The following is a 21,942-nucleotide window of genomic DNA, read 5'->3' on the forward strand; positions in this document are numbered from 1 at the left end:
TAAACGCGCTACAACATAAAGGAACGCATTATGACCACCCCCGACTTGCACGAGGGCAAAGGCCTTGTTCTGCCTTCTTCCGAACCCGGTTTCCGTACATCGGTGGGCGTTGTTAAGGCAACGCTTATAGCTGCAAGCATAGCGACGGCGGCTGTTGCAGTGCCCGTGTTGCTCATGCCTTCTCATGCGCATGCCGCCGCTTCCAATGCCATCCAGTCGCTCGATAGCCTCGATGCTGCAATCAGGGCGCTTGGGGATGCATCCCAGCTTTCCGCTGCGGCGTCCGCGGGTGCGCTTTCTCCTGAAGCCGAGCGTTTGGTTTTGCAGCGAGAGCTTGTCCGCCGCGCCGGCTTCGATGGTCTTACCGAGTACAGCGATCGTTCCGATGCGCACAAAGAGTTTCTCACGTGGTTTATGGGAGACCTGCCGGCGCTGCGCTACTACATAACCGGCGGCACGGTGTGGACCAATAGCAGCAAGGGCCCCGTCTCTTCTGACTACATTACGTCGCTGGACATATTGCGAAGGCTTCGCGAGGAGAATCATGACGATCTTGAGCGCGCGGACGCCGACGTGCATCTGCGCATGATGGTTGCGGCCTCGCTTGATGTTTCGGGTCGCTCCCGCCTCTGGACCGGCGACCCGGGCTTTGTGTCCGATCCTTTGGTGCGTTATCGCACGCTGAGAATCTTCCGCGATGACTCCAGGTACCGCTTCAAGCGCGATCTTTTCGACAACCTTCCGGTCGAGACCATGCGCTACGTGTTTGAAAACCAGATCACCGACGCCGAACTGCCCTGGCTTGCCAGCTATTCTCTGCATCGATTCTCGGCGGACGATGCAAAGTCAGAGGATAGTCGCTTGAACGCGTATTCCTATATCTGGTATACGGGCGATTACTCCGCCAATAACGGTTACAGCAACGCGGCGTTCTACGACGACGCGCTGTTCTCGGGCCCCGTGACCGAGATGAAGCCAACGGACGGTGCGGGAAAGCCGCCTCGCACGTGGGCGGGCGGGTGGAAAGAGAAGTACCGTTTGGAGTATGACGACGCGAACTTCCCAAACGCTTTGGGTCAACAATTCCATATTGGATGCGGAGATACCTCATTGGTTCCCGGCGCTACGCAAGATAAAACGAAGTACCACCGTTTATGGATGGTGTTTGAGAAGGGCGGCGTGTGCGGCGCCCTTGCCAAGACCTTCGCGAATCTCAACGGTATGGTTGGCGTTCCGTCTTTTGTGGTGGGCCAGCCCGGTCACGCCGCAACGCTCACCTATGAGCTTCGCGCCAATTCCTCTGGAAAGATGGTCCCCACCTATCGCATCCAAAACGATGTGTCGGGATGGGGAAGGAGCAAAGCGCCGTCCGCAGCGCATTGGCAGTGCGGGTGGGGCGCCTCGTCCACATCTTCCGATTCCGGTAACTACATCCTTTATTCGCAGGACGCCCTCTCTGACTGGGACGGCTATGTGCGCAGTCTTGAAACGCGTTTGCTGGCCGGTACCTTTGAGGGTGCGGCGGAACGCGCTGCTATCGCACGTGCGTCTCGCGGGGCTCAGGAGATCAACTTCGATGCCATTCGCATGCAGATTGACGTTATGGCAAAAAACGGCACCAGCGCTACCGACTGGGAGGTGTTTGCCCAGGGAGTCGCTGAAGACCTGGCGTATTACCCGCTTGCCATGCACGACTTGATAAAGGAGATGGAGAAGCGCGCCGGAGAGGAATCGAAGGTTTGCCTTGAGGCGGTACGACTCGCCGGTCTGCAGCGCTCCTCGACCGTGACTTCGTCCCAAACGGTGAATTCTGATGCGTGCGTTCGCGTTGCCAAGCAGCTTATGGGCGAGAAAGATGGATCCGTCGCGACGTTTTCCTTCGATGGCGAGGACGCGCTGAAGATCAAGCTTGGCGAACACTTGCGCGGCGGCGGGGTTCCTTGGAAGTTCAGCCTTGACGGCGGCAAGACGTGGACGGAGCTTACCGATGGGTCGTATGAGTATCAGCTTACGGAGGAGCAGGCCGAGCTTATCACGGCGGAAAACAACATCATGATTCAGTTGATCGGAGTGAATACGGTCAACTGCATCGATATCCTTGAGGGCGCTAAGGCAACCTTGAAGTGCGAGGCGAACGATCGCGCCAACCGCATCTACTTCTTTGATGGACAGGTTCCCAAGAGCGGCTACCAGATGAAGGTGGACGACGGCAAGTGGGAGCCCCTGGATGTCACCCGTACGTTTGAGGGCGATCGAGTGGTGAAGATTCGCACTGCCCCGTCCGGCGCGACTATGGGCCGGGTGCAGTGCGAGCTCAGCTTTACCGCCAACGAGGGAGAGGCGAGCCTTGTCCCTTACGAGGAGATGCGCGTGAACTCGTACTCCTCGTCCCGCGACGGGGCAGCCATGGCGAATCGCGTCATCGATGGTTATTACGGTCCCGGAAACGAATTTTGGATCACAGCCAAAGAGCCAACGGCCAATGCGTGGATTGTTATCGATCTTGGGCGCGAGCGCTCCATCAGCTCGATCGACTACTGGCGCCCTAAAAACTTGAACACCAACGGCATCCCCCGTTGGGGAAGGATGACCGTGACGGTCTCCGCGGCGCCCGATACGGGCCTTCCCGCCGGGAGCGCCATTGACTCCAGCTCATTTGTGGAAGTTGGTCGCTATGGCAGCAACGGCACCTCGATGGCTGGATGGAACGATGCGGACTTAAGCCGTGCGTTGCAATTCCCAAATGGCCCTATAAAGGCGCGCTACTTCAAGATCCATCTCACGGATATCTATTTCAGCGCCACGCTGTTTGATTTCTGGGAGGCTCACGAGCCCGGCTTGGAGGCGCCTTCTATAACGTTCGGCCGCGTCGAGGCTGGCTATGGGTCCATTGCCGCGCAGACGGTCGAGCTTTCAAACACCGGCAAGGCGAAGGCGACTATCGAGTCTGTTTGCCTGGACTCCGACGATGCGTTCGAGATCGTTGAGCAGGGCGCTCAGAGCATCGAGGCGGGGGCTGTTGACCGTTCGTGGAAGGTGGCACCCAAGGCGGGGCTTTCTGCGGGCTCGTACAGGACCACGCTTCGCGTCGCCTATCGTGGCTCTCATGATTCGTCGCGCCGCGAGCTCGAGATCCCTGTGGAGATCGAGGTTGCTGCAAAGCCGGTAAAGGTGAAAGTTGAGTTTGAAAAGGTTGATGCGACATCGGTGAGGCTGCATGCCGCGGTGAGCGGTGCGGAAGGCGTTGATTATCGCATCCAGTACGCTTTGTGTGAGAAGAACGAGAGGCCGTCTTCCGTTCTTGCTCTTGCAGTAGAGGACGAGCAGGTTCAGGGCAACCCGTTGAACGCGTGGACCGATGACCCCCTCTTCAGCGGTCTTACTCCGGGAGCCACGTACTACGCGTTCGCGCGGGTGCTGGGTATTTCCGGTGTGGACGAGGAAGAGTCGACGGGTAGCTCCCAGCTTGTTGTCGAGGACGCCGATGGGGGAGATGCCGATAGCGAACAGGGCAACGGCTCTGGTGGTTCGGGTTCTGGAGGCGGCTCCGACAACGGGTCTGATAACGGATCTGACAATGGCTCAGGTAACGGGTCCGACAACGGGCCTGATAACGGCTCTGGCGATTTGGACAACGGGTCGGGAAACGGCAACGAATCGGGAGATGACAACGACGGGGGTTCGAGCGACGGGTCTAATAGCGGCTCTGATAACGGGTTCGGAGACGGCTCTAACGGCGGTACCGACGGCGGGGCCGAAGACGGCTCCGGCGAAGACTCGGGCGATGACGAAGACGCTCCCGGCATTGACGGGCCGGATGCTCCAGAAGATGAGGGCAGCGGGCAGGAATCCCCCGATACCGGAGCGGGAGACAGCCAGGAGGAAGATCAAGAGGGTCCGGATGACGACGATCGTCCGGGCGGCGGCCAAGCGGGAGAAGCAGCCGAAGATGAGGACGCGGGCAGCACGTCCGAAGAGTTGGAGTCGGCTACGCATCCTGACCTGGGCTCTGCGCACTCCGCGCTCCCCACAACGGGAGATGTCGCGCCTGTCTCCTTGGTCGCCCTTCTAACGGTGGGCGTTGCCAGCATCATTGCGGGGGCGGCTTTGCGTCTTCGTCAGCACGGCGGGGCCTCCAAGCGCTAGGCATCGTCCAAATCTCATACATTCGATTGATCCCGCATCAATATACGAATGAGTCTTATGTCTTAAACGCCTGCGTGGGCTTGCCGTTTGCGGTGCCTGTGCAGGCGTTTGGCGTATATGGGCGCTTACGGAGCCGTGTGCTGGGGATGTTATCGAATGTAGCGATGCCGAGATGGGGGTGACGCTAGGATTGGAGACGGCTTCCCAAATTCGGCAAGGCTATTGGGATGCTACGAACCGAGTAAAAGTTCACACCGGCGAGGGCGGGCAGATGTATAGCACAACCAATTTAAAACCGTCATAATGGGTTGGTCTATGCCCTCGCCATGCGAGGATTTGCGTCCGGGCGGTATCGCCGCCTCCGCGGCGCATGAGGTACAGACAAGGGAGTTATGTGCGCGAAAGTATGCGCACCGCACAGAACAGGGAGGTGTATGGATGGTTACTGATCATCAGATGCAGGACATGACGCTTGCCGAACGTCTGGAGGCGCACGGGTTCACCCGCCGCGATTTCCTCAAGTATTGCGGCAGCCTCGCGGTCCTTCTTGGCATGTCCGCTACGGCGGCGCCCAAGATTGCCCAGGCGCTGGAAACGGGAAAGAAATCCGGAAAGCTTCTGCCCGTGATCTGGATGGAGGGCGGATCGTGCTCGGGGTGCACCGAGGCGCTCGCCCAGACAAACACGCCGGACATTCCGCAGTTGGTGCTGGAGTCTATCTCGCTGAACTATAGCGAGACGCTGTCCGCGGCGGCAGGCCATTCAATGGAGCAGGCTCGTCGCGATACCATCGAGGCGGGTGGATATGTTCTCATCTATGAGGGCGCTGTCCCCACTGCTTTTGATGGCAACGTTTTGATGGTCGGTGGCGAAAAGGGTATCGACTCCCTTATGGAGACCGCCGAGCATGCCGATGCCGTGATCGCGCTTGGCTCGTGCGCTTGCGACGGCGGTTGGATGGCCGCTCGCCCCAACGACGCGCATGCCATGGGCGTTCAGAAATTCCTTTCCGAGCAGGGAATCTCCACCCCGGTGGTCAACATTCCGTGCTGCCCGGCTAACCCCGAGTGGCTGGTCGCCGTCATTGTGGAGTACACGCTGATGGGCCGCCTGCCCAAGCTCAATAGCAAGAACCAGCCCGCCGCGCTGTTCAACCAGACCGTTCATGACAACTGCCCGCGCCGCGGACACTTTGAGAACGGCGAGTTTGTCTATCAGTTTGGCAGCGCGGAGGAGGCTAAGGGCTACTGCCTGTATCCGCTGGGTTGCCGTGGTCCGCAGACCTTTACCGTTTGCCCGGTGACGCGCTGGAACCAGTCGGTTTCCTGGTGCGTGGAGTCCGGCGCCCCGTGCATTGGCTGCGGCGTCATCAATCCCATGCATCCGCAGCGCAACTGGGTGGACGAGAACACGCCGTTCCTCAAGCGCCATCGCAACATTTCGCTGGGAGATTTTCACTTCCAGCCCCCGCTGGCGGCAGCCGCGTGCACGGGTCTTATTGTTGCCGTGCTGGTTGTCCACGGCGTCGGCATGAAGCTGACCGGCCGCGTCGACGGCGGTGCGGACTTCGAGGCGGAGCGCCGCTGGGACGTCAAGCACGGCACCGAGCAGGCGCACCAGGCTGGCGAGCGCGCGGCCAAGCTCTATGACGAGCTGGACGAGCGCGGCCTGGAGCCCAAGAACATCGACCGTTTGAAGAAGAAGCGCGCCGCTAAGAAGGCCGCCCACGAGGCTGCCGAGGCCGCTGAGATCGAAAAGCGCCGCGGATCCTCGTCCGCAGGCGAATCCACCGAGAAGGGAGGCGATGAGTAATGGCTCGCTCTGTTGTCGATCCCATTACCCGTATCGAAGGACACCTCTCTATCGAGATGGAGGTCGAGGACGGCAAGGTCACCGAGGCATGGAGCTGCGGCAACCTGTACCGCGGCCTTGAGAACGCGCTTGTGGGCCGCACACCCTATGATGCCGCGCTTATTTCCGAGCGCATCTGCGGCGTCTGCCCCGTGTCGCATGTGCACGCGTCGTGCTTCGCTGCCGAGGACGCCTACGGCATCAAGATCCCCAGCGCCGCGCGACTGATCCGCAACCTTTCCGAGGGCGGTCAGATCCTGCACTCCACCATCTTGTGGTTCTACAACCTGGCGGGTCTGGATTACATCAATCCGCTGGATGCCGTGAACGCCAACCCTGCCGACGCCTACGAGGTCTGCCGCAAGTACGGTACCGCCGGTGCCGACTTCGAGGGCTTGTCCGCCCGTCTCAAGGCGTTTGCCGAGAACGGCCAGCTGTCGATCTTCTCCGGCAACTGGTTTGATTGCAAGGATGCCGACGGCTCCTCTGCGTTCCACCTTACGCCCGCCGAGAACCTGGTTGGCACCGCCCACTACTTCGAGGGCATCGACTACCAGGCCAAGGCGTCGCAGATCTGCGCCATCATCGGCGGCAAGATGCCCCACGTTATGACATCCATCCCCGGCGGCACCTCCTTTGTGCCCACGCCGGAGAAGCTGGACGAGATCATCTTCCGTATCCGCGAGCTTAAGACGTGGATTCAGGGGACTATGATCCCGGACATGTTCATGATCGTTGAGAAGTATCCCAACCTGGTGGGCATGGGCAAGGGCGAGGGCCGCTTTGTTTCCTTTGGCGTTTTGGACGATGAAAGCCGCGAGCTCAACTGTCGCTACCTGCCCGCCGGCATGGTGACGCTCAACGAGGACGGCACCATGACCATTGCCAACGTGGATGCGAGCCTGATCACCGAGGACGTGACCCATGCGTTCTACGAGAACCATGCGCCCCTCAACCCGGTCGACGGCGTGACGCGCCCCATGTGGCCCAAGGACGGCAAGAACTTTAGCAACAAGTACACCTGGTGCAAGGCGCCTCGCTACGACGGCGAGGCCTATGAGGCAGGCGGCATCTCCCGTATGCTGGCGGCCTACGTGCGCGGCGTTGAGCCCGTGGTGAAGCTGATGGACGATGCCCTGGCAAAGACCGGTCTTACCATGGCGCAGCTGGACTGCGTCGCCGGCCGCCTGCTGGCCCGCGTGCTTGAGGCAGACTACGTCTGCGACGTCATGGAGCAGAATTTCAACGAGCTGGTCCAGCTGATGGCGGACGACAAGGCGGAGTACTACACGCCCGCTGCCCGCACCACCGGCGAGGGCCTGGGTCTGTGGGAGGCTCCGCGCGGCGCCCTGCTGCATACCGAGAAGGTCGAGAACGACGTGGTGACCCATTACCAGGAGATCATCCCGTCTACTTGGAACCTGTCTCCCACCGATGGCAAGGGCAACCCCGGTCCGCTGGAGCACATGCTGCTGGGCACCACGGTCACCGATATCGACAAGCCGCTTGACGCGGTTCGCATCGTCCACAGCGTGGACCCCTGCACCGCGTGCGCCTGCCATGTGACCGAGCCCGCCACGGGCAAGAGCTTCCATACCGTCACGTCTCCCTGGGGGGTGATGTAAATGGCGCATATGGCCCACTACCGCGAGGCGCATCCGCTGCCCTTTGTGGTGACCCACTGGGTCAACCTGGTCGCTATGATCTTCTTGATCTTCACGGGTTTCTACATCCACTACCCGCTCTTTGGCGGCGTGATGACCATGGCTCGCGGCCTGCACATCTTCTGCGGCATCGTTTTGCTTATCAACTGCGTGGTCCGTATGGTGCTGGCGTTCTTCATCAAGAGCGCTCCGGCGCCGGGTACCCGCGAGCTTGTTCCGGACTACAAGACGTGGCTGCCCCAGCGCGATAACAAGCACCAGCTGTGGGCATGGATCAGCTACTATCTGTTCCTGCGCAAGGAGCACCCCATCGCGGCTAAGCTGGGCGTTCCGCAAAAGATCGTCTACCTGCTTATTCCGCTGCTGATCTTCTTTACGGGCTACACGGGATTCTGCCTGTGGGGCACCACCGCCGGCTGGCCCATCTTCGAGGTTGGACTCAACTTCATGGGCGGCGCTATGAAGGTGCGCATCCTGCATTACTTCATGATGTGGTGCTTCCTGGTGTTCATGTGCATCCACGTGTACCTGTCGCTGATCGAGGGCGTATCCCCCGCGACGTTGATCTTCTTCTGGAAAGAGACGCCGGGCCTGGTCTACGATCCCGAGACCATGAACATCGTCGGTTTCGATGGCATGGGCAAGGAGCCGGATTGCGGCGAGACCTTCAAGAGCGAAGAGCGCGCCGCCGTCGACCGAGCTCGCGTGGTCGAGCACGAGGCCATCAGCACGGGCGATGCCCAGCACAACGGCTTTGAGAAATAGCGTGTCTCACCGCGTTTCATGTGGATGAGGACAAATAAGGGCTTCGGCACGTGCGCCGGGGCCCTTTTTCCTGGCGCGGTACGGTAAGCTGGCAGCGTTTGAGAAGAGGTGCGTGGATAAGATGGAGGCTGAAGTGTATGGGGGCGATGCTCCGGAAGAGCCCATGGCGACGGATGCGGAGGCTGTGATGGCGGTGCCGGCGGCGGCGAGCGCGCCCCGCATCGCGATTATTTGCGTGGGGAATGAATATCAGTTGGATGATGGCTTTGGTCCGGCGGTGGCGCGCTATCTGGATGATCGCTATCGGTTTCCCTTGGGCGTGACGGTGCTCGACCGCGCCGTTATGGGCTATGGTATCGTCTCTGATCTCAAGGAGTGCGACGTTGCGGTGGTGGTCGATGCGCTCGACGGCACGGGCGCGGCGCCGGGAACCATCTTTTCCTTTGACCCTGCGGACATGAGAGTGTCTACCGGCAAAACGTCCCTTCATGAGGTGCGCTTTGCAGATGTGCTGGCGGCGGCGACCTTTATGGGCGTTGCGTGCACGGGCCACTGCTTTGGCGTGCAAGTGGTCGACATGGGTACGGGTGCGTTGGAGCGCGGACTGTCCCTGCAGGTGCAGGCGGCCGTTGGCCCGGTGGCGCGCATGGTTGTGCGGTATCTCGAGCGGGCATATGGGATCGAAGCCGTTGATCGCTGGCGCGAGGCGGGAGACACGCGCGCCAAGCTAGCCAACCCTCACGACTATATGAAGGATGCCTTGGAAGCGGCGGGGATTGATGCGGCGGAACGCCCAGACAAGGCGCAGCAGCTTTTGGATCTGGCGTACCCGGGCATGCCAGATTATGAAGCGGACGATGCCATTGGCCGCTGCCTTGCCTCCTTGCCAAGTGAGTGAATGGCTCGGTGTCCCAGGGGGTATACCTAGAGAACCCTCTTTTACCGCGCATGCCTCGTCATAAGGAGGCATCGCATGAATCTGTTTATCGAAACGCCCCAGCGCGCTGCAGAACGCCTTGAGCGCGAGCGGCGCTACGTGCGCGCCGCCGCTCCGGCTCGCGATATCGCTCGCGTGCAGGATAGCGCGGCGTCGACCATGGCCGCTTCGCTTGATTTGGATGAGCCGGACTCCGTTGCCCGGCATCGTCCCGGCAATCGGTCTTATGCCGCCCAGCCGCGCGCCGTGCAGCCGTATTCGGTTGCCCAGGACAGCTATCAGCGCGAGCTCGCGTTTGACAAGCAGCGAGCCCGCAGGCGCAAGGTGACCGGCATGCTCAAGATGGTGCTCTTTGTGCTGCTGCTCCCTGTAGCGCTTGTGGTGGTGTTTATCGCGGCGTACGCGCTGGCGTGCATTGCTAACGGCGCATCGCCCCAAGAACTTCTCGGGCTGCTGGGGGCGCTGCTAGAGCGCATGGGCGGCTTTGTGGCGGGGGCCCTTGCAGCGTCATGACCCGCACGGCCGCGCGCTGCTACACTGGGTTGCACGTATATGGGTCGCGGTATGGGAAAGCGTGGGTTATGGCTAAGCGCGCAAAGAAAACGGGACACAAGGTAAGCAAGGTGGAGCGGATGGAGCAGGGCGCGCCGGCGCCATCGCTCGAGCGTGCTGCTCGCGACACTCCGCGCGCCCGCCCCGGCATGAGGCTGGTTGGGTATTGCAAGGCTTGCCGCTGCTTTGTTGAGCTGGACAAGAGCCTTGCCGATCCCCACGGGCATCGGCGCCGCGACATGGCGATTATCATGGAGCTGCCCGTAGATAAGCCCATCTATCATATTCCCCAGTTCAATTGGGGGGCCTTTTTGATGCCGCCCATTTGGGGCGCTGGCCACGGGCAGGTGTTCGCGGTGGTGGTCTACCCCATGTGGCTCATGGTCGACAACCTGCTGTGGGCGGCGATTCACGGCCAGGCGAGCGTGTTGCTTGTCGCCTTGGCGCTTGCCGGAACGCTGGCGTTCATGTTCTTCTATGCGCGCATGGCGAACTATGTGGGCTACATGCGCGTGCTCACCACCATGTCGCCAGATGAGTATTGCGCCGTGGAGCGCAAATGGACCATTGCCTGCGCCGGCGTCGCCGTGCTCATGGCGGTGTTCGCCACGTGGTATAACCTGGCTGTTCGCGTGTAGGGGAAGAACGGAGAGGGGACGATGATGGATAACGGGTTGCTCCTCGCGGTCGCCCTGCTGGCGCTGGTCGCCGCCGGTGCGAGCTGCGGATGCGTGGTTTTACTGGTTCGCCTTCGCCGCGAGCAGGGGCAGCAGCATCTTCTAGTGCAACGTATGGCCTCGCTTGAGGCATCGATAGAGAAGGCGTCGACGGGCGTGGGGTCTATCGCGCAATGGGCCGCCGCGGAGGGCGCCGCCGCGCAGCAGCGCTACGAGAGCCTCGCGCGCGAGTCCGCCCAGATGGGCCTGCGTGTGGACGGTCTTCGTCGTGACACGGCGGATCGGCTGGATAAGAACCGCGACGTGGTCGATGCTCGCTTGGGCGAGGTCCGCGCCACGGTGGAGCGCCAGCTCGAGGCGATTCGCCAAGACAACGCCACCCAGCTCGACCGCATGCGCCAGACGGTGGATGAAAAACTCTCGCGCACGTTGAATGACCGCCTGTCCGCCTCGTTTCGAGAAGTGAGTAAGCAGCTCGAAGCGGTCTATACCGGCTTGGGCGATATGCGCAGCATCGCCGCGGGCGTGGGCGACCTCAAGCGAGTGCTCTCCAATGTCAAGACGCGCGGTATTTTGGGCGAGGTTCAGCTGGGGGCCATTTTGGCGGATATCCTCACGCCGGAGCAATACGCTCAGAATGTGGCGACCAAGCCGGGCAGCGCCGACCGCGTGGAGTTCGCCGTCAAGCTGCCGCAGGAGGGGGCGGAACCCATCTGGCTGCCCATCGACTCCAAGTTCCCCGGCGACGCCTACGAGCATCTTCGCGATGCCGTGGAGGCGGGGGATGCCGCCGCCGTGGAGTCCGCGCGCCGCGTGCTCGAGCAGCGCATCAAGCTTGAGGCCAAGGATATCTCGTCCAAATACTTAAGCGTGCCCGCTACCACCAATTTCGCCATCCTGTTCTTGCCGTTCGAGGGCCTGTATGCAGAGGTGGTCGATCGCCCCGGCCTTATCGAGACCCTGCAGCGCGACTACCAGGTAAGCGTTGCGGGCCCTTCCACCATGGCGGTTATCCTCAACAGCCTGCAGATGAGCTACCAGACGTTCGCGTTTCAAAAGCGTGCGGACGAGATCCAGCGCGTGCTCGCCGCGGTCAAGGCGGAGTTCCCCAAGTACCAAGCGGAGCTGCGCCGCGCCCTTAAGCAGATCGAGACGGCGGGCAAGACCGTTGACGGCATCATCAACACGCGCACCAACGTGATAGAGCGCAAGCTGCGATCGGTGACCGCGATAGAGGATCAAGATGAGGCGGCGACCCTGCTGGGAATAGAAGAAGACGCCTTTGGCCCCGTTGCGCTTTTGGACCAGGAATCCGCGCGGGGCGAGGAGCGATGATTGGCGTGGAAGCAGCCGCGATAGAGCGACCGCGATAGGAGGAAGACATGCCGCGTGAAACCAATGCAGCAAAGCGCGAGCGCGCCATCGAGACGTGCCGGCGCCTGAACGAGCGCTACGGTCCCGTCGAGTGCTTTTTGGACCATGCGAGTCCGTTCCGCTTGGTTATCTCCGTTCTGTTGTCCGCCCAGACAACGGATGCCCAGGTGAACAAGGTGACGCCTGCACTCTTTGAGCGCTGGCCCACACCTGAGGCCATGGCCGGTGCTACCGCGGCGGAGGTGGCCGAGGTCATCAAGTCGCTGGGGTTCTACAAAACCAAGGCCAAGCACTGCGTGGAGGCGGCGCAGATGATCGTCGCGGATTACGGCGGCGAGGTGCCGGCGGATATGAAAGAGCTGGTCAAGCTTCCGGGTGTGGGTCGCAAGACCGCCAACATCGTCCTTAACGTCGCCTTTGGCATCGTGGACGGCATCGCGGTGGACACGCATGTGAACCGCATCGCCCACCGGCTCAAGCTCTCGCCCAAGACGCATGAGAAAGAGCCGCTTAAGACCGAGCAGGACTTGCTTAAGATCTTGCCGCGCGAGTATTGGAACGACGTCAACCATCAGTGGATCATGCTGGGGCGCGAAATCTGCGATGCGCGCAAGCCCCTGTGCGGCGAGTGCCCGCTGGCGGACATCTGCCCCAGTGCGGGCGCTTTGGCAAAATAGATTGGGTTGTGCTATTGAACTTGGCTTTACCATAGGCCGAAGAAAATAGCCGCACCCGCAGGATAGCGGATACGGTCACTTCTCACGCTGAAAACGTGTATTTGGAGTTGGTCACCCGTGGCCTCGGGTTGCCGTCCGTTCCCTATGGTGGCACGCCGCCTCAATCCGTTTTCGCTGGGGTAGAATGGACGTAGAAAATTCAAGAGCCCTCACCCGCCCGGCATCGCGTTGGGTGGGTTTTGGTATGGACGCCCGCTGCTGGCATGCGTTTCGGCGGGCATGTTGAACGGGGAGAGACCTTGCTCATCCATCGTATTGCCGCACAGCTGTATACCGCTGAAGGCCCCCAGGTTATCGAGGCGGCGCTCGATCGGGGCGAGGACGCCACGCTTGCCGTTTCGCAATCCGGGCGAACGCTTATGGTGGCGGCTCAGTTTGCGCGCCGTCCTCGTCCCACGGTTTACATCGTTTCTGGCGAGGACGCGGCGGACCGCGCCATGCGCTCGCTTGTCGCCTACGTTGGCCTTGAGCATGTCGCGCGTTTTCCGGAGCGCACGGATTACCCCTGGAAAGACACCGCGCCCGATGACTCCGTGGTCGCCGCTCGCTGCGCCGCGCTGGGTCGCATCGCCCGCGGCGAGCACTGTATCATGGTGACCTCTGCGCGCGCTCTGCTGCGCTGCGTGCCGCCGCGCGAGAGCCGGTATTGGGCCTCGACCACGTTTGCGGTGGGGGAGGAGACGCCGTTTGAGGACGTTTCTCGCCGCCTGGTCGGCATGGGCTACACCCCTGCCGAGGCCGCAGACATGCCGGGCCTTTTCCATGTGCACGGCGACACCGTCGACATCTACCCCGCTCAGGCGACCGCGCCGGTGCGCATCGAGTTCTTTGGCGATGAGATCGACCGCATCCGCCGCATGGTGTCTTCCACCGGCCAGACTATCGGTGACGAGGACGCCGTGGAGATCTACCCCGTGCGCGAGCTCGCGCTTACCGATGAGGCGATCAAGCGCATCTCCGCCGCCCTCTACGTTCCCGCGCAAAACGATACCGAGCTCGCCGCCATGCTCGAGATGGTACAGCAGCGCATTGTCACGCCGGAACTCGACCGCTTTATGCCCTTGCTATACGAGAGCACCGATAGCCCGCTGGCGCATGTGAGCCACGATGCGCTGGTGATCCTGTCCGAGCCCCGCTCGCTGTTCGATGACTGCATGCGCGCCTATGAGGACTTGGAGCGCCGTGCCGGCGAGGCGAAGGTTGCCCAGCTGGATGGCCTGTACGTGCGCCCCCAGCAGCTCGACTTTGGCCGCCAGCAGCGTCTTAACTACGTGTCGCTCATCCGCGCCAGCGGCGCGGTGACCGCGGAGCTCAAGCTGGAGCAGCCCGCGCTGGCGGGTTCGGACAATCGCTTTATCTCGCGCGTCAATGAGGTTGTCAGCAACCGTTATGCGGTGGTATTCGCCATTCCGGACCGCGGTGCCCGCGAGTCCATGGAGCTCAGTTTTACGGACGAGAACATTCCCTTTGAAGAGTCGCTGGTAATGGCGGACGAGAACAAGGGCGATATCGAAGACGCCGTGCACGTGGAGTTGCCGGCCGTTTCGCGCCGCCGTGCGGACGCCCTCAACGCCCGCGGTCTGGATGAGGGCGCCGCCGGTCCCGTGGTTCCCACCATCACCCGCGGACGCGTCACTTTTGTCGACATTCCGCTGCCCGCCGGCACCGTGGTGCCAGAGGCGAACCTCGCGGTCTTTTCGCTGGCAGATCTTAACGCGCGCATGGATGCCAAGCGCGGACGTGGGCGCGCGCGTCGCCGCGTCGATATCACGGAGGTCACCTTCCCGTTCAAGCCGGGCGACTACGTGGTCCACGCCACGCACGGTATCGCCCTGTTCTCCGAGATCGTGCGTCAAGAGGTGGGGGGTCGCGAGCGCGATTACTTCTTGCTGGAATACGCTGACGGCGACAAGCTCTACGTTCCGCTTGAGCAGGTAGACCGCATCACCCGCTACGTGGGGCCGGACGGCGCCAATCCGCGCCTTACCCGCCTTAACACCGCGGATTGGACGCGCGCTACCAACAAGGCTCGCAAGAGCGCTAAAAAGCTGGCGTTCGACCTGGTCGATCTCTATACCAGGCGCTCGTCCATCACCGGCTACTCATTTGGGCCCGATACGCCGGATCAAATCGAGATGGAGGAGAGCTTTCCTTACGAGCCCACGCATGACCAGCTGGACGCCATCGCCGATATCAAGGGCGATATGGAGAGCTCCAAGCCCATGGATCGCCTGCTCTGCGGCGACGTGGGCTTTGGAAAGACGGAGGTGGCCCTGCGCGCCGCGTTCAAATGCGTGGACGGCGGGCGCCAGGTTATGGTGCTGTGCCCCACCACCATTCTCGCCCAGCAGCACTACGAGACGTTCTTCGAGCGTTTCGCTCCGTTTGGAGTCGAGGTCGAGGTGCTCAGCCGTTTCCGCACCGCCGCGCAGCAGCGCCGCGCGCTGGCGGCGTTCGCGGAGGGCAAGGTGGACGTGCTGGTGGGTACGCATCGCTTGCTTTCCGCCGACGTCAACCCCAACAACCTGGGCTTGGTGATCATCGACGAGGAACAGCGCTTTGGCGTGCAGCATAAAGAGCAGCTCAAGAACCTGCGCGAGCAGATCGACGTGCTCACGCTTTCGGCAACGCCTATTCCGCGCACCATGCAGATGGCTATTTCGGGCGTGCGCGATATGAGCCTCATCACCACGCCGCCAACGGGCAGGCGCCCGGTTATCGTCCACGTGGGCGAGTACGATCCGGACGTGGTTTCGGCGGCGATTCGCCTGGAGCTCGACCGCGGCGGCCAGGTCTACTACGTATCGAACCGCGTGAAGACCATCGATGATGCGGTGGAGCGCGTGCACGAGGTGGTGCCCGAGGCGCGCGTGGGCGTGGCACACGGCAAAATGAGCCCGCGCGAGGTGGAGGACGTCATGGTCCAGTTCGCCACGGGCAAGATCGACGTGCTGGTGGCGACCACCATCATCGAGAGCGGCATCGACAACCCGCACTCCAACACGCTGATTATCGAGGACTCGCAGCGCTTGGGCTTAGCGCAGCTCTACCAGCTCAAGGGTCGTGTGGGGCGCTCTGCCACGCAGGCCTACGCGTATTTCATGTTCCCGGGCGAGCTGCCACTTACCGAAGAGGCGACCGAGCGCCTGATGGCGCTTTCCGAGTTCCAAGACCTGGGCAGCGGCATGCGCATCGCCATGCGCGACCTGGAGATCCGCGGCGCGGGCTCGCTTGTGGGCGCCGAACAGCATGGCAACCTATCCAGCGTTGGCTTTGACCTGTTCACGCAGATGCTGGGCCAGGCCGTGGCGGAGGCGCGCGGTGAGAGCGGTGCGGACGTGGAGGAATCCGGCGTCACCATCAACCTGCCGGCGGACTTCTTCTTAAGCGAGGAGTACCTGCCTGCGGTGGACCAGCGCGTGCTGGTGTATCGAAGGCTCGCGGCGGCGGATGACCTTGCCAGCGTGGACGCCGTGCAAGAGGATTGCGAGAATTCCCATGGCGAACTGCCTCGGGCGGCGGCGAACCTCTTTGACCGTGCGCGCATCCGTATCCGCGCGGAGCGCTTGGGGCTGGAGAGCATCTCGCTTACGCAGGGCCGTTTGGTGTTCCAGGGGGTGGACGTGCCCAAGAACGTGGCCTTTGATCTAAAGAGCATGCTGGGCGCCATCAACTATCCCAAGAGCCGCAAGCTCACGGTGCCCTACCGTGCCGGCGCGGGCGCCGGTTCTGGCGTTGGACGAGGAATCGATGCGAGCGATGAGAGCATGAGCCCCGTGCAGGCGGCATTGGGTATCTTGCTGCGTCTGGGAGCTTCGGGCGACGACGACTAGCGTGCGGCGCTGCAGCCCTGTCGCGACCGGAGGCTATCCCCCGCGGTGTGTTCGGCGCGGTGGCGCCTCAGAACACCGCGGGGGATAGCCTCCGGTCGGGGGCAGGGAGTCTCGCCGCACCTGAAGGCACATTGAGAAAGAAAGGGAGACCGTTTTGGCCTCCCTTTCATTTTGTGCGACTTGTTGTTGGTGGTGCCGGTGCTAGTCCCAGAAACCGTCCTCGTCCTCTTTCTTAGGACCGCGGTCGACGTAGAGCTTGTGGGTGCGCTTCTCCATCACGAATGCGATGAGGCCAAACAGCGCTACACCGCCGACGAAAAGCACGGCCAAACCCGCGCGGGTGCCGAACAAAAAGGAAAAAATCGCGTCCATATGATGCCTTCTCGCCTTCTCACTTAAGGAAAAACTCTCACAAGTATATACTGGCGAGAGCAACACCATAATGCCAACCTTAATTGCACATCAGCTACGTGTGCGAACCGGAGGAACCATGCTCGATATCAAGTTTGTTCGCGAGAACCCCGACGCCCTCGATGAGGCCATGGCGAACCGCCAGGGATCCTGGGACCGCGAGAAGTTCTTTGAGCTCGATGGCGAGCGCCGTGCCGTCATCACCGAGGTCGAGGAGCTTCAGGCGCAGCGCAACGCCGAGTCTAAGAAGATCGGCATGCTCATGAAGGAGGGCAAGCGCGAGGAGGCCGAGGCAGCCAAGGAGGCCGTCCGTCTGGTCAACGAGAAGATCGAGGGCCTGGCTGCTCGACGCAGCGAGCTTGAGGACGCCCAGTACGACTTCATGGCGCGTATCCCCAACATGCCCTGCGAGGCTACTCCCGTAGGCGTGGACGAGAACGAGAACCCCGAGGTTCGTCGCTGGGGCACCCCGCGTGACTTTGCAGCTGAGGGCTTTGAGGCCAAGGCTCACTGGGACCTTGGTACCGACCTGGGCATTCTGGACTTTGAGCGCGGTGCCAAGCTCTCCGGTGGCCGTTTCACCGTTCTTTCCGGCGATGGCGCGACGCTCGATCGCGCTCTTGAGAATTTTTTCCTCAACACCCACCTGGCCCGCGGCTTCAAGGAGTTCATCCCGCCCGTGGTTGTGAACCGCGAAATCATGTTCGGTACCGGCCAGCTGCCCAAGTTCGAGGACGATGCCTACCACACCGGCGAGGACCAGTTCCTGATTCCCACCGCCGAGGTCGCGCTCACCAACCTGCATGCCGGCGAGACGCTTGATGCCTCGCAGCTGCCGCTTCGCTATACCGCCGGCACCCCGTGCTTCCGCGAGGAAGCCGGTTCCGCCGGCCGCGATACCCGCGGTATCATTCGCCAGCACCAGTTCACCAAGGTCGAGATGGTCAAGTTTGCCCGTCCCGAGGAGTCCGACGACGAGCTTGAGAGCATGGTGGCAGAGGCCGAGTACATTCTGCAGCAGCTTGGTCTGCCGTATCGTGTGATCAGCCTATGCACCGGCGACTTGGGCTTCTCTGCGCGCCAGACCTATGACATCGAGGTGTGGCTCCCCAGCTACAACGCCTACAAGGAGATCTCGTCCTGCTCCAACTGCGGTGACTTCCAGGCTCGCCGTGCCAACATCAAGTACCGCGATCCGGAGAACTTCAAGGGCGCCCGCTTTGTCCACACGCTCAACGGCTCCGGCCTGCCCACCGGCCGCACCATGGCAGCCATCATGGAGAACTACCAGAACGCCGATGGCACCATCACCGTTCCCGAGGTGCTCCGTCCCTACATGGGCGGGCGCGAGCACATCGAGATCCAGGAGTAAGCCGTCCGGGCCTCGCATCGTCTTCCTCTCATTCGCAAGGACCTCCGCAAGGGGGTCCTTTTTTCATGCCTCTCGCCCGTTTCATCCCTGCTCCCGAGCGGTCGATGGCGTTCCGCGAACGGCTCCTTGCCAGGCAATTGCTGTCACAAGATGAAACAGTGTTTCATATATTTGCTAGCTTAATGACAGAGTTGAATCAAAAGTGTCTAATGTCGGCAGGATGAAGGGACGGATGATGAGCGCTAAAGGCCTGTTCATACGGATAAAGGACTATCGGTCCCGTGCCAGCGCGGCGGAGAAGAACATCATCTCTTTCGTGTGGGACAACATGGGCGCCGTCACATCGATGAATGTCCGCGATCTCGCGGAAGCGTCGTTCACCTCGTCATCGACCATCATCCGCTTGTGCAAGAAGCTCGGTTTCAAGGGCTATAGGGAGTTTCAGCGAGAGCTGCTTTACGAGCTGGCCGCTAGCGATGCGCGAGACGAGGTGGTGCTCGAGGACATCGCGAAAGAAGACGGGCTCGAGCAGGTTGTGAGGAAGGTGATGCGAAGCGACATCAGCTCGCTGGAGGCGACGGCCAGACTTGTTTCCTTGGATGTTCTCGAGGTCTGTGCGGCGCGCGTGCTTTCTGCCAGGACTATCAACCTGTTTGGGATAGGGCAGTCCCAGCTTGTCTGCCGTGACTTCGAAGCGAAGCTCATGCGCATCAACAAGCAATGCCATGCGTACGGCGATTGGCATAACCAGCTGTTGAGCGCGAAGAATATGAGCGAGCGCGATTTGGCGGTTGCCATCAGCTATTCGGGCATGACCAGGGAGACGGTGGAGTGCGCTCGCGCCGCGCGCGAGACGGGTGCCTGCGTCATCGCGATGACAAGGGCCCAGCTCGATTCGCCGCTGGCTCGGCAGGCTGATTACGTTCTGAACGTTTCAGCGAGCGAGCCGTTGCTCAGAAGCGGCACCATGGCGTCGCGGATGTCCCAGCTCGTCGTGATAGACATGCTGTACGCCGCATGCGTCACCGAGGACTTCGAGCGATGCTCGGCAATCATCAAGCACAACATCATCAGCAAGGAGCCCCAGGTTTAGGGGCTTGGAAAAACGAATGGATCTAGGAGAAGGGAAGGGAAAGCGTGATAGATCTGACGAAGCTGTCGACCGAGGCTCGCAACGAGCGCACCTGGGCACTCGATAGCATGACCTCTTTGCAGATAGCTACGGCTATGAACGAGGAGGACGGTCGCGTAATCGAGGCGGTTCGTTTGGTGCTGCCCAAGATTGCGGAGGCGATCGACTGGGCGACGGACGCTCTGGAGTCCGGCGCGCGGATCATCTATATGGGCGCCGGGACCAGCGGAAGGCTGGGGGTGCTCGACGCCGTCGAGTGCCCGCCCACCTTTGGCGTCGATCCCTCTCGCGTGGTAGGGTTGATCGCCGGCGGCGAAGGGGCGTTTGTCAAAGCGGTCGAGGGCGCTGAGGACAGCATGGAGCTCGGTGAGGGCGATCTCTCGGGGCTCGACGTGTCCAAGGACGACATCGTGATCGGTCTTGCCGCAAGCGGGCGCACCCCATACGTTATCGGAGGGCTCAGATACGCGCGGTCCGTAGGGTGCAAGACGGTCGCTATTGCGTGTAACGCCGATTCGGCGATAGGGCGCGAGGCGGACTTGGCGATCGAGCCCGTGCCGGGACCGGAGGTTTTGACCGGCTCCACGCGCCTTAAAGCGGGAACCGCCCAGAAGCTCGTCTTGAACATGATTTCCACCGGGAGCATGGTCCGCGTCGGGAAGGCCTACCAAAATCTCATGGTCGATGTGCAAGCGACAAACGAGAAGCTGGTCGCCCGTTCCCGCAACATCGTGGCCGAGGCGTGCGGTTGCACGGTGGAGCAGGCGATGGAGGCGCTCGATCGAGCGGGAGGGCACGTAAAGACCGCTATCGTCTCAATCTTGCTGGATTGCGATGTCGATACCGCTCGCGCTCGCCTCGAGGAGTCTCGAGGACACGTTCGGGACGCCATCTCGTAGAGGGGCGTTGCGGAAGCCGGCTCCAAAGCGGGTCGGGACATGATGACTGTTCAATTTGATCGAGGAGGTTCGAAGATGACTGATAAGGAACTCGCCCAACGGTTGCTGGAGCTGCTGGGGGGCACGGAGAACGTGCTATCAAATGCCGCCTGCATGACAAGGCTCCGCGTGGGCGTCAAGGATGTATCGAAGGTGGACGTGGCGGGAATCAAGGCCACCGACGGGGTTATGGGCTTGGTTGAGGACCAGACCATGCAGGTTGTACTGGGCCCCGGCAAGGTCAACAAGGTGCTCGAGGAATTCTCTAAGCTCACCGGCATTGCTAAGGGGGCTGTCGACAATGATTTGCTGGCGGCGGCTGCGGAGAATAAGGCAAATCAGAAAGCTAAATATAGCGATAAGCCGGTTCAGCGTTTCATGAAGAAGATCGCAAACGTCTTCGTCGCCTTGCTGCCCGGCATCATCGCCGCCGGTCTTATTAACGGCATCTGCAACGTCATCAACGTCTCGAGCGGGAACGCCTTTGCCGATGTCTGGTGGTATCAGGGCATTCGCTCCATGGGCTGGGCGCTGTTCGCGTACCTGCCCATCCTGGTTGGTTATAACGCCGCCAGGGAGTTCGGGGGCTCCGCGTCCCTGGGCGGTATCGCAGGCATGATGTGCATCGCAAACAGCGCCATGCCGCTTCTCGCCTCGGGCGCGGCGGACCCGGCGCAGGCGATTCTGCTCCCGTTGACCAACGCCGCATATAATCCCGCTGCGGGCGGAATGATCGCGGCGCTCATAGCCGGCGCTTTCTTCGCGTATCTCGAGAAGAATATCCGCAAGATCATGCCCGGCGTGCTCGATACCTTCATCACGCCGCTGCTCGTCCTTATCATTGGCGCCTTTGCCATGATGCTGATCATCCAGCCCGTCGGAGCGTGGCTGACCACGGGCATCTTCACCGTGCTGAACTTTGTGTATGAGAAGATGGGTCTTGTTGGCGGCTACATCCTGTCCGCCGGCTTCCTGCCCCTGGTTTCCGTCGGTCTGCATCAGGCCCTTACGCCCATCCACGCCCTTCTGAACGACCCCAATGGCGCTACGCAGGGAGTCAACTACCTTCTTCCCATCCTGATGATGGCGGGCGGTGGCCAGGTGGGCGCTGGCTTGGCTCTGTACCTTAAGACTCGCAATAAGAAGCTTAAGAAGTTCATCGCGGAGTCTATCCCCGTCGGCATCCTCGGCGTTGGCGAGCCCCTTATGTACGCCGTGACCCTGCCTTTGATGCGGCCGTTCGTTACCGCATGCCTTGGTGCGGGCTTCGGCGGTATCCTGGCGGCTCTGTTCCATGTTGGAACGGTCTCCCAGGGCGTATCCGGTTTGTTCGGACTTCTGATCGTCGTGCCGGGGCAGCAGCTCTTCTATGTGCTTGCGATGCTCGCGGCATATGCAGGCGGATTCGTCCTCACATGGTTCTTCGGCGTGGACGAGGATCGAATCAACGAGTTCTACGGTCAGTAGGCGTTTTCCGTCTGCGGTCGTTCGATGTGGGCGGTTCGGGCTTTAGGGCTCGGGCCGCCCCTTTGGGTACGAGGGGAAGGATGGAG

15 protein-coding genes are annotated in these 21,942 nt (G+C 61.5%); 14 read left to right on the top strand and 1 reads right to left on the bottom strand.

The window, feature by feature from the left end:
- The first annotated feature begins 30 nt into the window (after nucleotides 1-30).
- The 10 genes from HMPREF9452_RS05890 (at nucleotide 31) to mfd (ending at nucleotide 16,536) form a co-directional block, all read left to right on the top strand.
- Entirely contained in the window at nucleotides 31-4,146 is a 4,116-nt protein-coding gene (locus tag HMPREF9452_RS05890) for a hypothetical protein (protein ID WP_009141214.1), read from the top strand.
- A 438-nt stretch (nucleotides 4,147-4,584) separates the two neighbouring features.
- Nucleotides 4,585-5,958: a hydrogenase small subunit gene (locus HMPREF9452_RS05895; protein ID WP_009141215.1), complete on the top strand. Its 1,374-nt coding sequence runs from the start codon at nucleotides 4,585-4,587 to the stop codon at nucleotides 5,956-5,958.
- Entirely contained in the window at nucleotides 5,958-7,622 is a 1,665-nt protein-coding gene (locus tag HMPREF9452_RS05900; RefSeq protein WP_009141216.1) for a nickel-dependent hydrogenase large subunit, read from the top strand. The genes HMPREF9452_RS05895 and HMPREF9452_RS05900 overlap by 1 nt, the downstream gene beginning before the upstream one ends.
- On the top strand, nucleotides 7,623-8,426 hold the full coding sequence (locus tag HMPREF9452_RS05905; RefSeq protein ID WP_009141217.1) for a cytochrome b/b6 domain-containing protein: 804 nt from the start codon (nucleotides 7,623-7,625) through the stop codon (nucleotides 8,424-8,426).
- Nucleotides 8,427-8,547: 121 nt separating this feature from the next.
- Nucleotides 8,548-9,324, top strand: coding sequence for a hydrogenase maturation protease (locus tag HMPREF9452_RS11320; RefSeq protein ID WP_232205035.1), 777 nt, complete (start codon nucleotides 8,548-8,550; stop codon nucleotides 9,322-9,324).
- Nucleotides 9,325-9,399: 75 nt separating this feature from the next.
- Nucleotides 9,400-9,876 carry a hypothetical protein gene (locus tag HMPREF9452_RS05915; protein ID WP_009141219.1) on the top strand — a complete coding sequence of 159 codons (477 nt, stop codon included), beginning with the start codon at nucleotides 9,400-9,402 and terminating at the stop codon, nucleotides 9,874-9,876.
- A 68-nt stretch (nucleotides 9,877-9,944) separates the two neighbouring features.
- Nucleotides 9,945-10,553 carry a hypothetical protein gene (locus tag HMPREF9452_RS05920; RefSeq protein ID WP_040362475.1) on the top strand — a complete coding sequence of 203 codons (609 nt, stop codon included), beginning with the start codon at nucleotides 9,945-9,947 and terminating at the stop codon, nucleotides 10,551-10,553.
- A gap of 24 nt (nucleotides 10,554-10,577) precedes the next feature.
- Nucleotides 10,578-11,927, top strand: coding sequence for a DNA recombination protein RmuC (locus tag HMPREF9452_RS05925; RefSeq protein WP_147568243.1), 1,350 nt, complete (start codon nucleotides 10,578-10,580; stop codon nucleotides 11,925-11,927).
- A 47-nt stretch (nucleotides 11,928-11,974) separates the two neighbouring features.
- Nucleotides 11,975-12,643: an endonuclease III gene (nth, locus tag HMPREF9452_RS05930; RefSeq protein ID WP_009141222.1), complete on the top strand. Its 669-nt coding sequence runs from the start codon at nucleotides 11,975-11,977 to the stop codon at nucleotides 12,641-12,643.
- A gap of 299 nt (nucleotides 12,644-12,942) precedes the next feature.
- On the top strand, nucleotides 12,943-16,536 hold the full coding sequence (mfd, locus tag HMPREF9452_RS05935; RefSeq protein ID WP_040362476.1) for a transcription-repair coupling factor: 3,594 nt from the start codon (nucleotides 12,943-12,945) through the stop codon (nucleotides 16,534-16,536).
- Between the two features lie 201 nt (nucleotides 16,537-16,737).
- On the opposite strand, the gene HMPREF9452_RS11960 is transcribed toward mfd, so the two are convergent.
- Entirely contained in the window at nucleotides 16,738-16,908 is a 171-nt protein-coding gene (locus tag HMPREF9452_RS11960; protein ID WP_009141224.1) for a DUF6724 family protein, read from the bottom strand.
- Nucleotides 16,909-17,026: 118 nt separating this feature from the next.
- Here HMPREF9452_RS11960 and serS point away from each other — a divergent pair, with 118 nt between their 5' ends.
- From serS to HMPREF9452_RS05955, 4 genes are all read left to right on the top strand, one after another.
- Entirely contained in the window at nucleotides 17,027-18,319 is a 1,293-nt protein-coding gene (serS, locus tag HMPREF9452_RS05940; protein ID WP_009141225.1) for a serine--tRNA ligase, read from the top strand.
- Between the two features lie 235 nt (nucleotides 18,320-18,554).
- Nucleotides 18,555-19,412, top strand: coding sequence for a MurR/RpiR family transcriptional regulator (locus HMPREF9452_RS05945; protein WP_009141226.1), 858 nt, complete (start codon nucleotides 18,555-18,557; stop codon nucleotides 19,410-19,412).
- Between the two features lie 44 nt (nucleotides 19,413-19,456).
- On the top strand, nucleotides 19,457-20,350 hold the full coding sequence (murQ, locus tag HMPREF9452_RS05950) for an N-acetylmuramic acid 6-phosphate etherase (RefSeq protein ID WP_009141227.1): 894 nt from the start codon (nucleotides 19,457-19,459) through the stop codon (nucleotides 20,348-20,350).
- 75 nt (nucleotides 20,351-20,425) lie between these two features.
- Nucleotides 20,426-21,856 (top strand): PTS transporter subunit EIIC, encoded by a 1,431-nt coding sequence (locus HMPREF9452_RS05955; RefSeq protein ID WP_009141228.1) that lies wholly within the window; start codon nucleotides 20,426-20,428, stop codon nucleotides 21,854-21,856.
- The last annotated feature ends 86 nt before the right edge of the window (nucleotides 21,857-21,942 follow it).

Origin of the sequence: Collinsella tanakaei YIT 12063 (assembly GCF_000225705.1) — a bacterium.
GTDB classification, from domain to species: domain Bacteria; phylum Actinomycetota; class Coriobacteriia; order Coriobacteriales; family Coriobacteriaceae; genus Collinsella; species Collinsella tanakaei.

Coding starts and splice junctions, on each gene's coding strand:
- HMPREF9452_RS05895 (WP_009141215.1), top strand. CDS start 4,585: ATGGTTACTGATCATCAGATGCAGGACATGACGCTTGCCGAACGTCTG.
- HMPREF9452_RS11960 (WP_009141224.1), bottom strand. CDS start 16,908: ATGGACGCGATTTTTTCCTTTTTGTTCGGCACCCGCGCGGGTTTGGCC.
- HMPREF9452_RS05905 (WP_009141217.1), top strand. CDS start 7,623: ATGGCGCATATGGCCCACTACCGCGAGGCGCATCCGCTGCCCTTTGTG.
- HMPREF9452_RS05925 (WP_147568243.1), top strand. CDS start 10,578: ATGGATAACGGGTTGCTCCTCGCGGTCGCCCTGCTGGCGCTGGTCGCC.
- HMPREF9452_RS05920 (WP_040362475.1), top strand. CDS start 9,945: ATGGCTAAGCGCGCAAAGAAAACGGGACACAAGGTAAGCAAGGTGGAG.
- nth (WP_009141222.1), top strand. CDS start 11,975: ATGCCGCGTGAAACCAATGCAGCAAAGCGCGAGCGCGCCATCGAGACG.
- HMPREF9452_RS11320 (WP_232205035.1), top strand. CDS start 8,548: ATGGAGGCTGAAGTGTATGGGGGCGATGCTCCGGAAGAGCCCATGGCG.
- HMPREF9452_RS05945 (WP_009141226.1), top strand. CDS start 18,555: ATGAGCGCTAAAGGCCTGTTCATACGGATAAAGGACTATCGGTCCCGT.
- HMPREF9452_RS05900 (WP_009141216.1), top strand. CDS start 5,958: ATGGCTCGCTCTGTTGTCGATCCCATTACCCGTATCGAAGGACACCTC.
- HMPREF9452_RS05955 (WP_009141228.1), top strand. CDS start 20,426: ATGACTGATAAGGAACTCGCCCAACGGTTGCTGGAGCTGCTGGGGGGC.
- HMPREF9452_RS05915 (WP_009141219.1), top strand. CDS start 9,400: ATGAATCTGTTTATCGAAACGCCCCAGCGCGCTGCAGAACGCCTTGAG.
- HMPREF9452_RS05890 (WP_009141214.1), top strand. CDS start 31: ATGACCACCCCCGACTTGCACGAGGGCAAAGGCCTTGTTCTGCCTTCT.
- serS (WP_009141225.1), top strand. CDS start 17,027: ATGCTCGATATCAAGTTTGTTCGCGAGAACCCCGACGCCCTCGATGAG.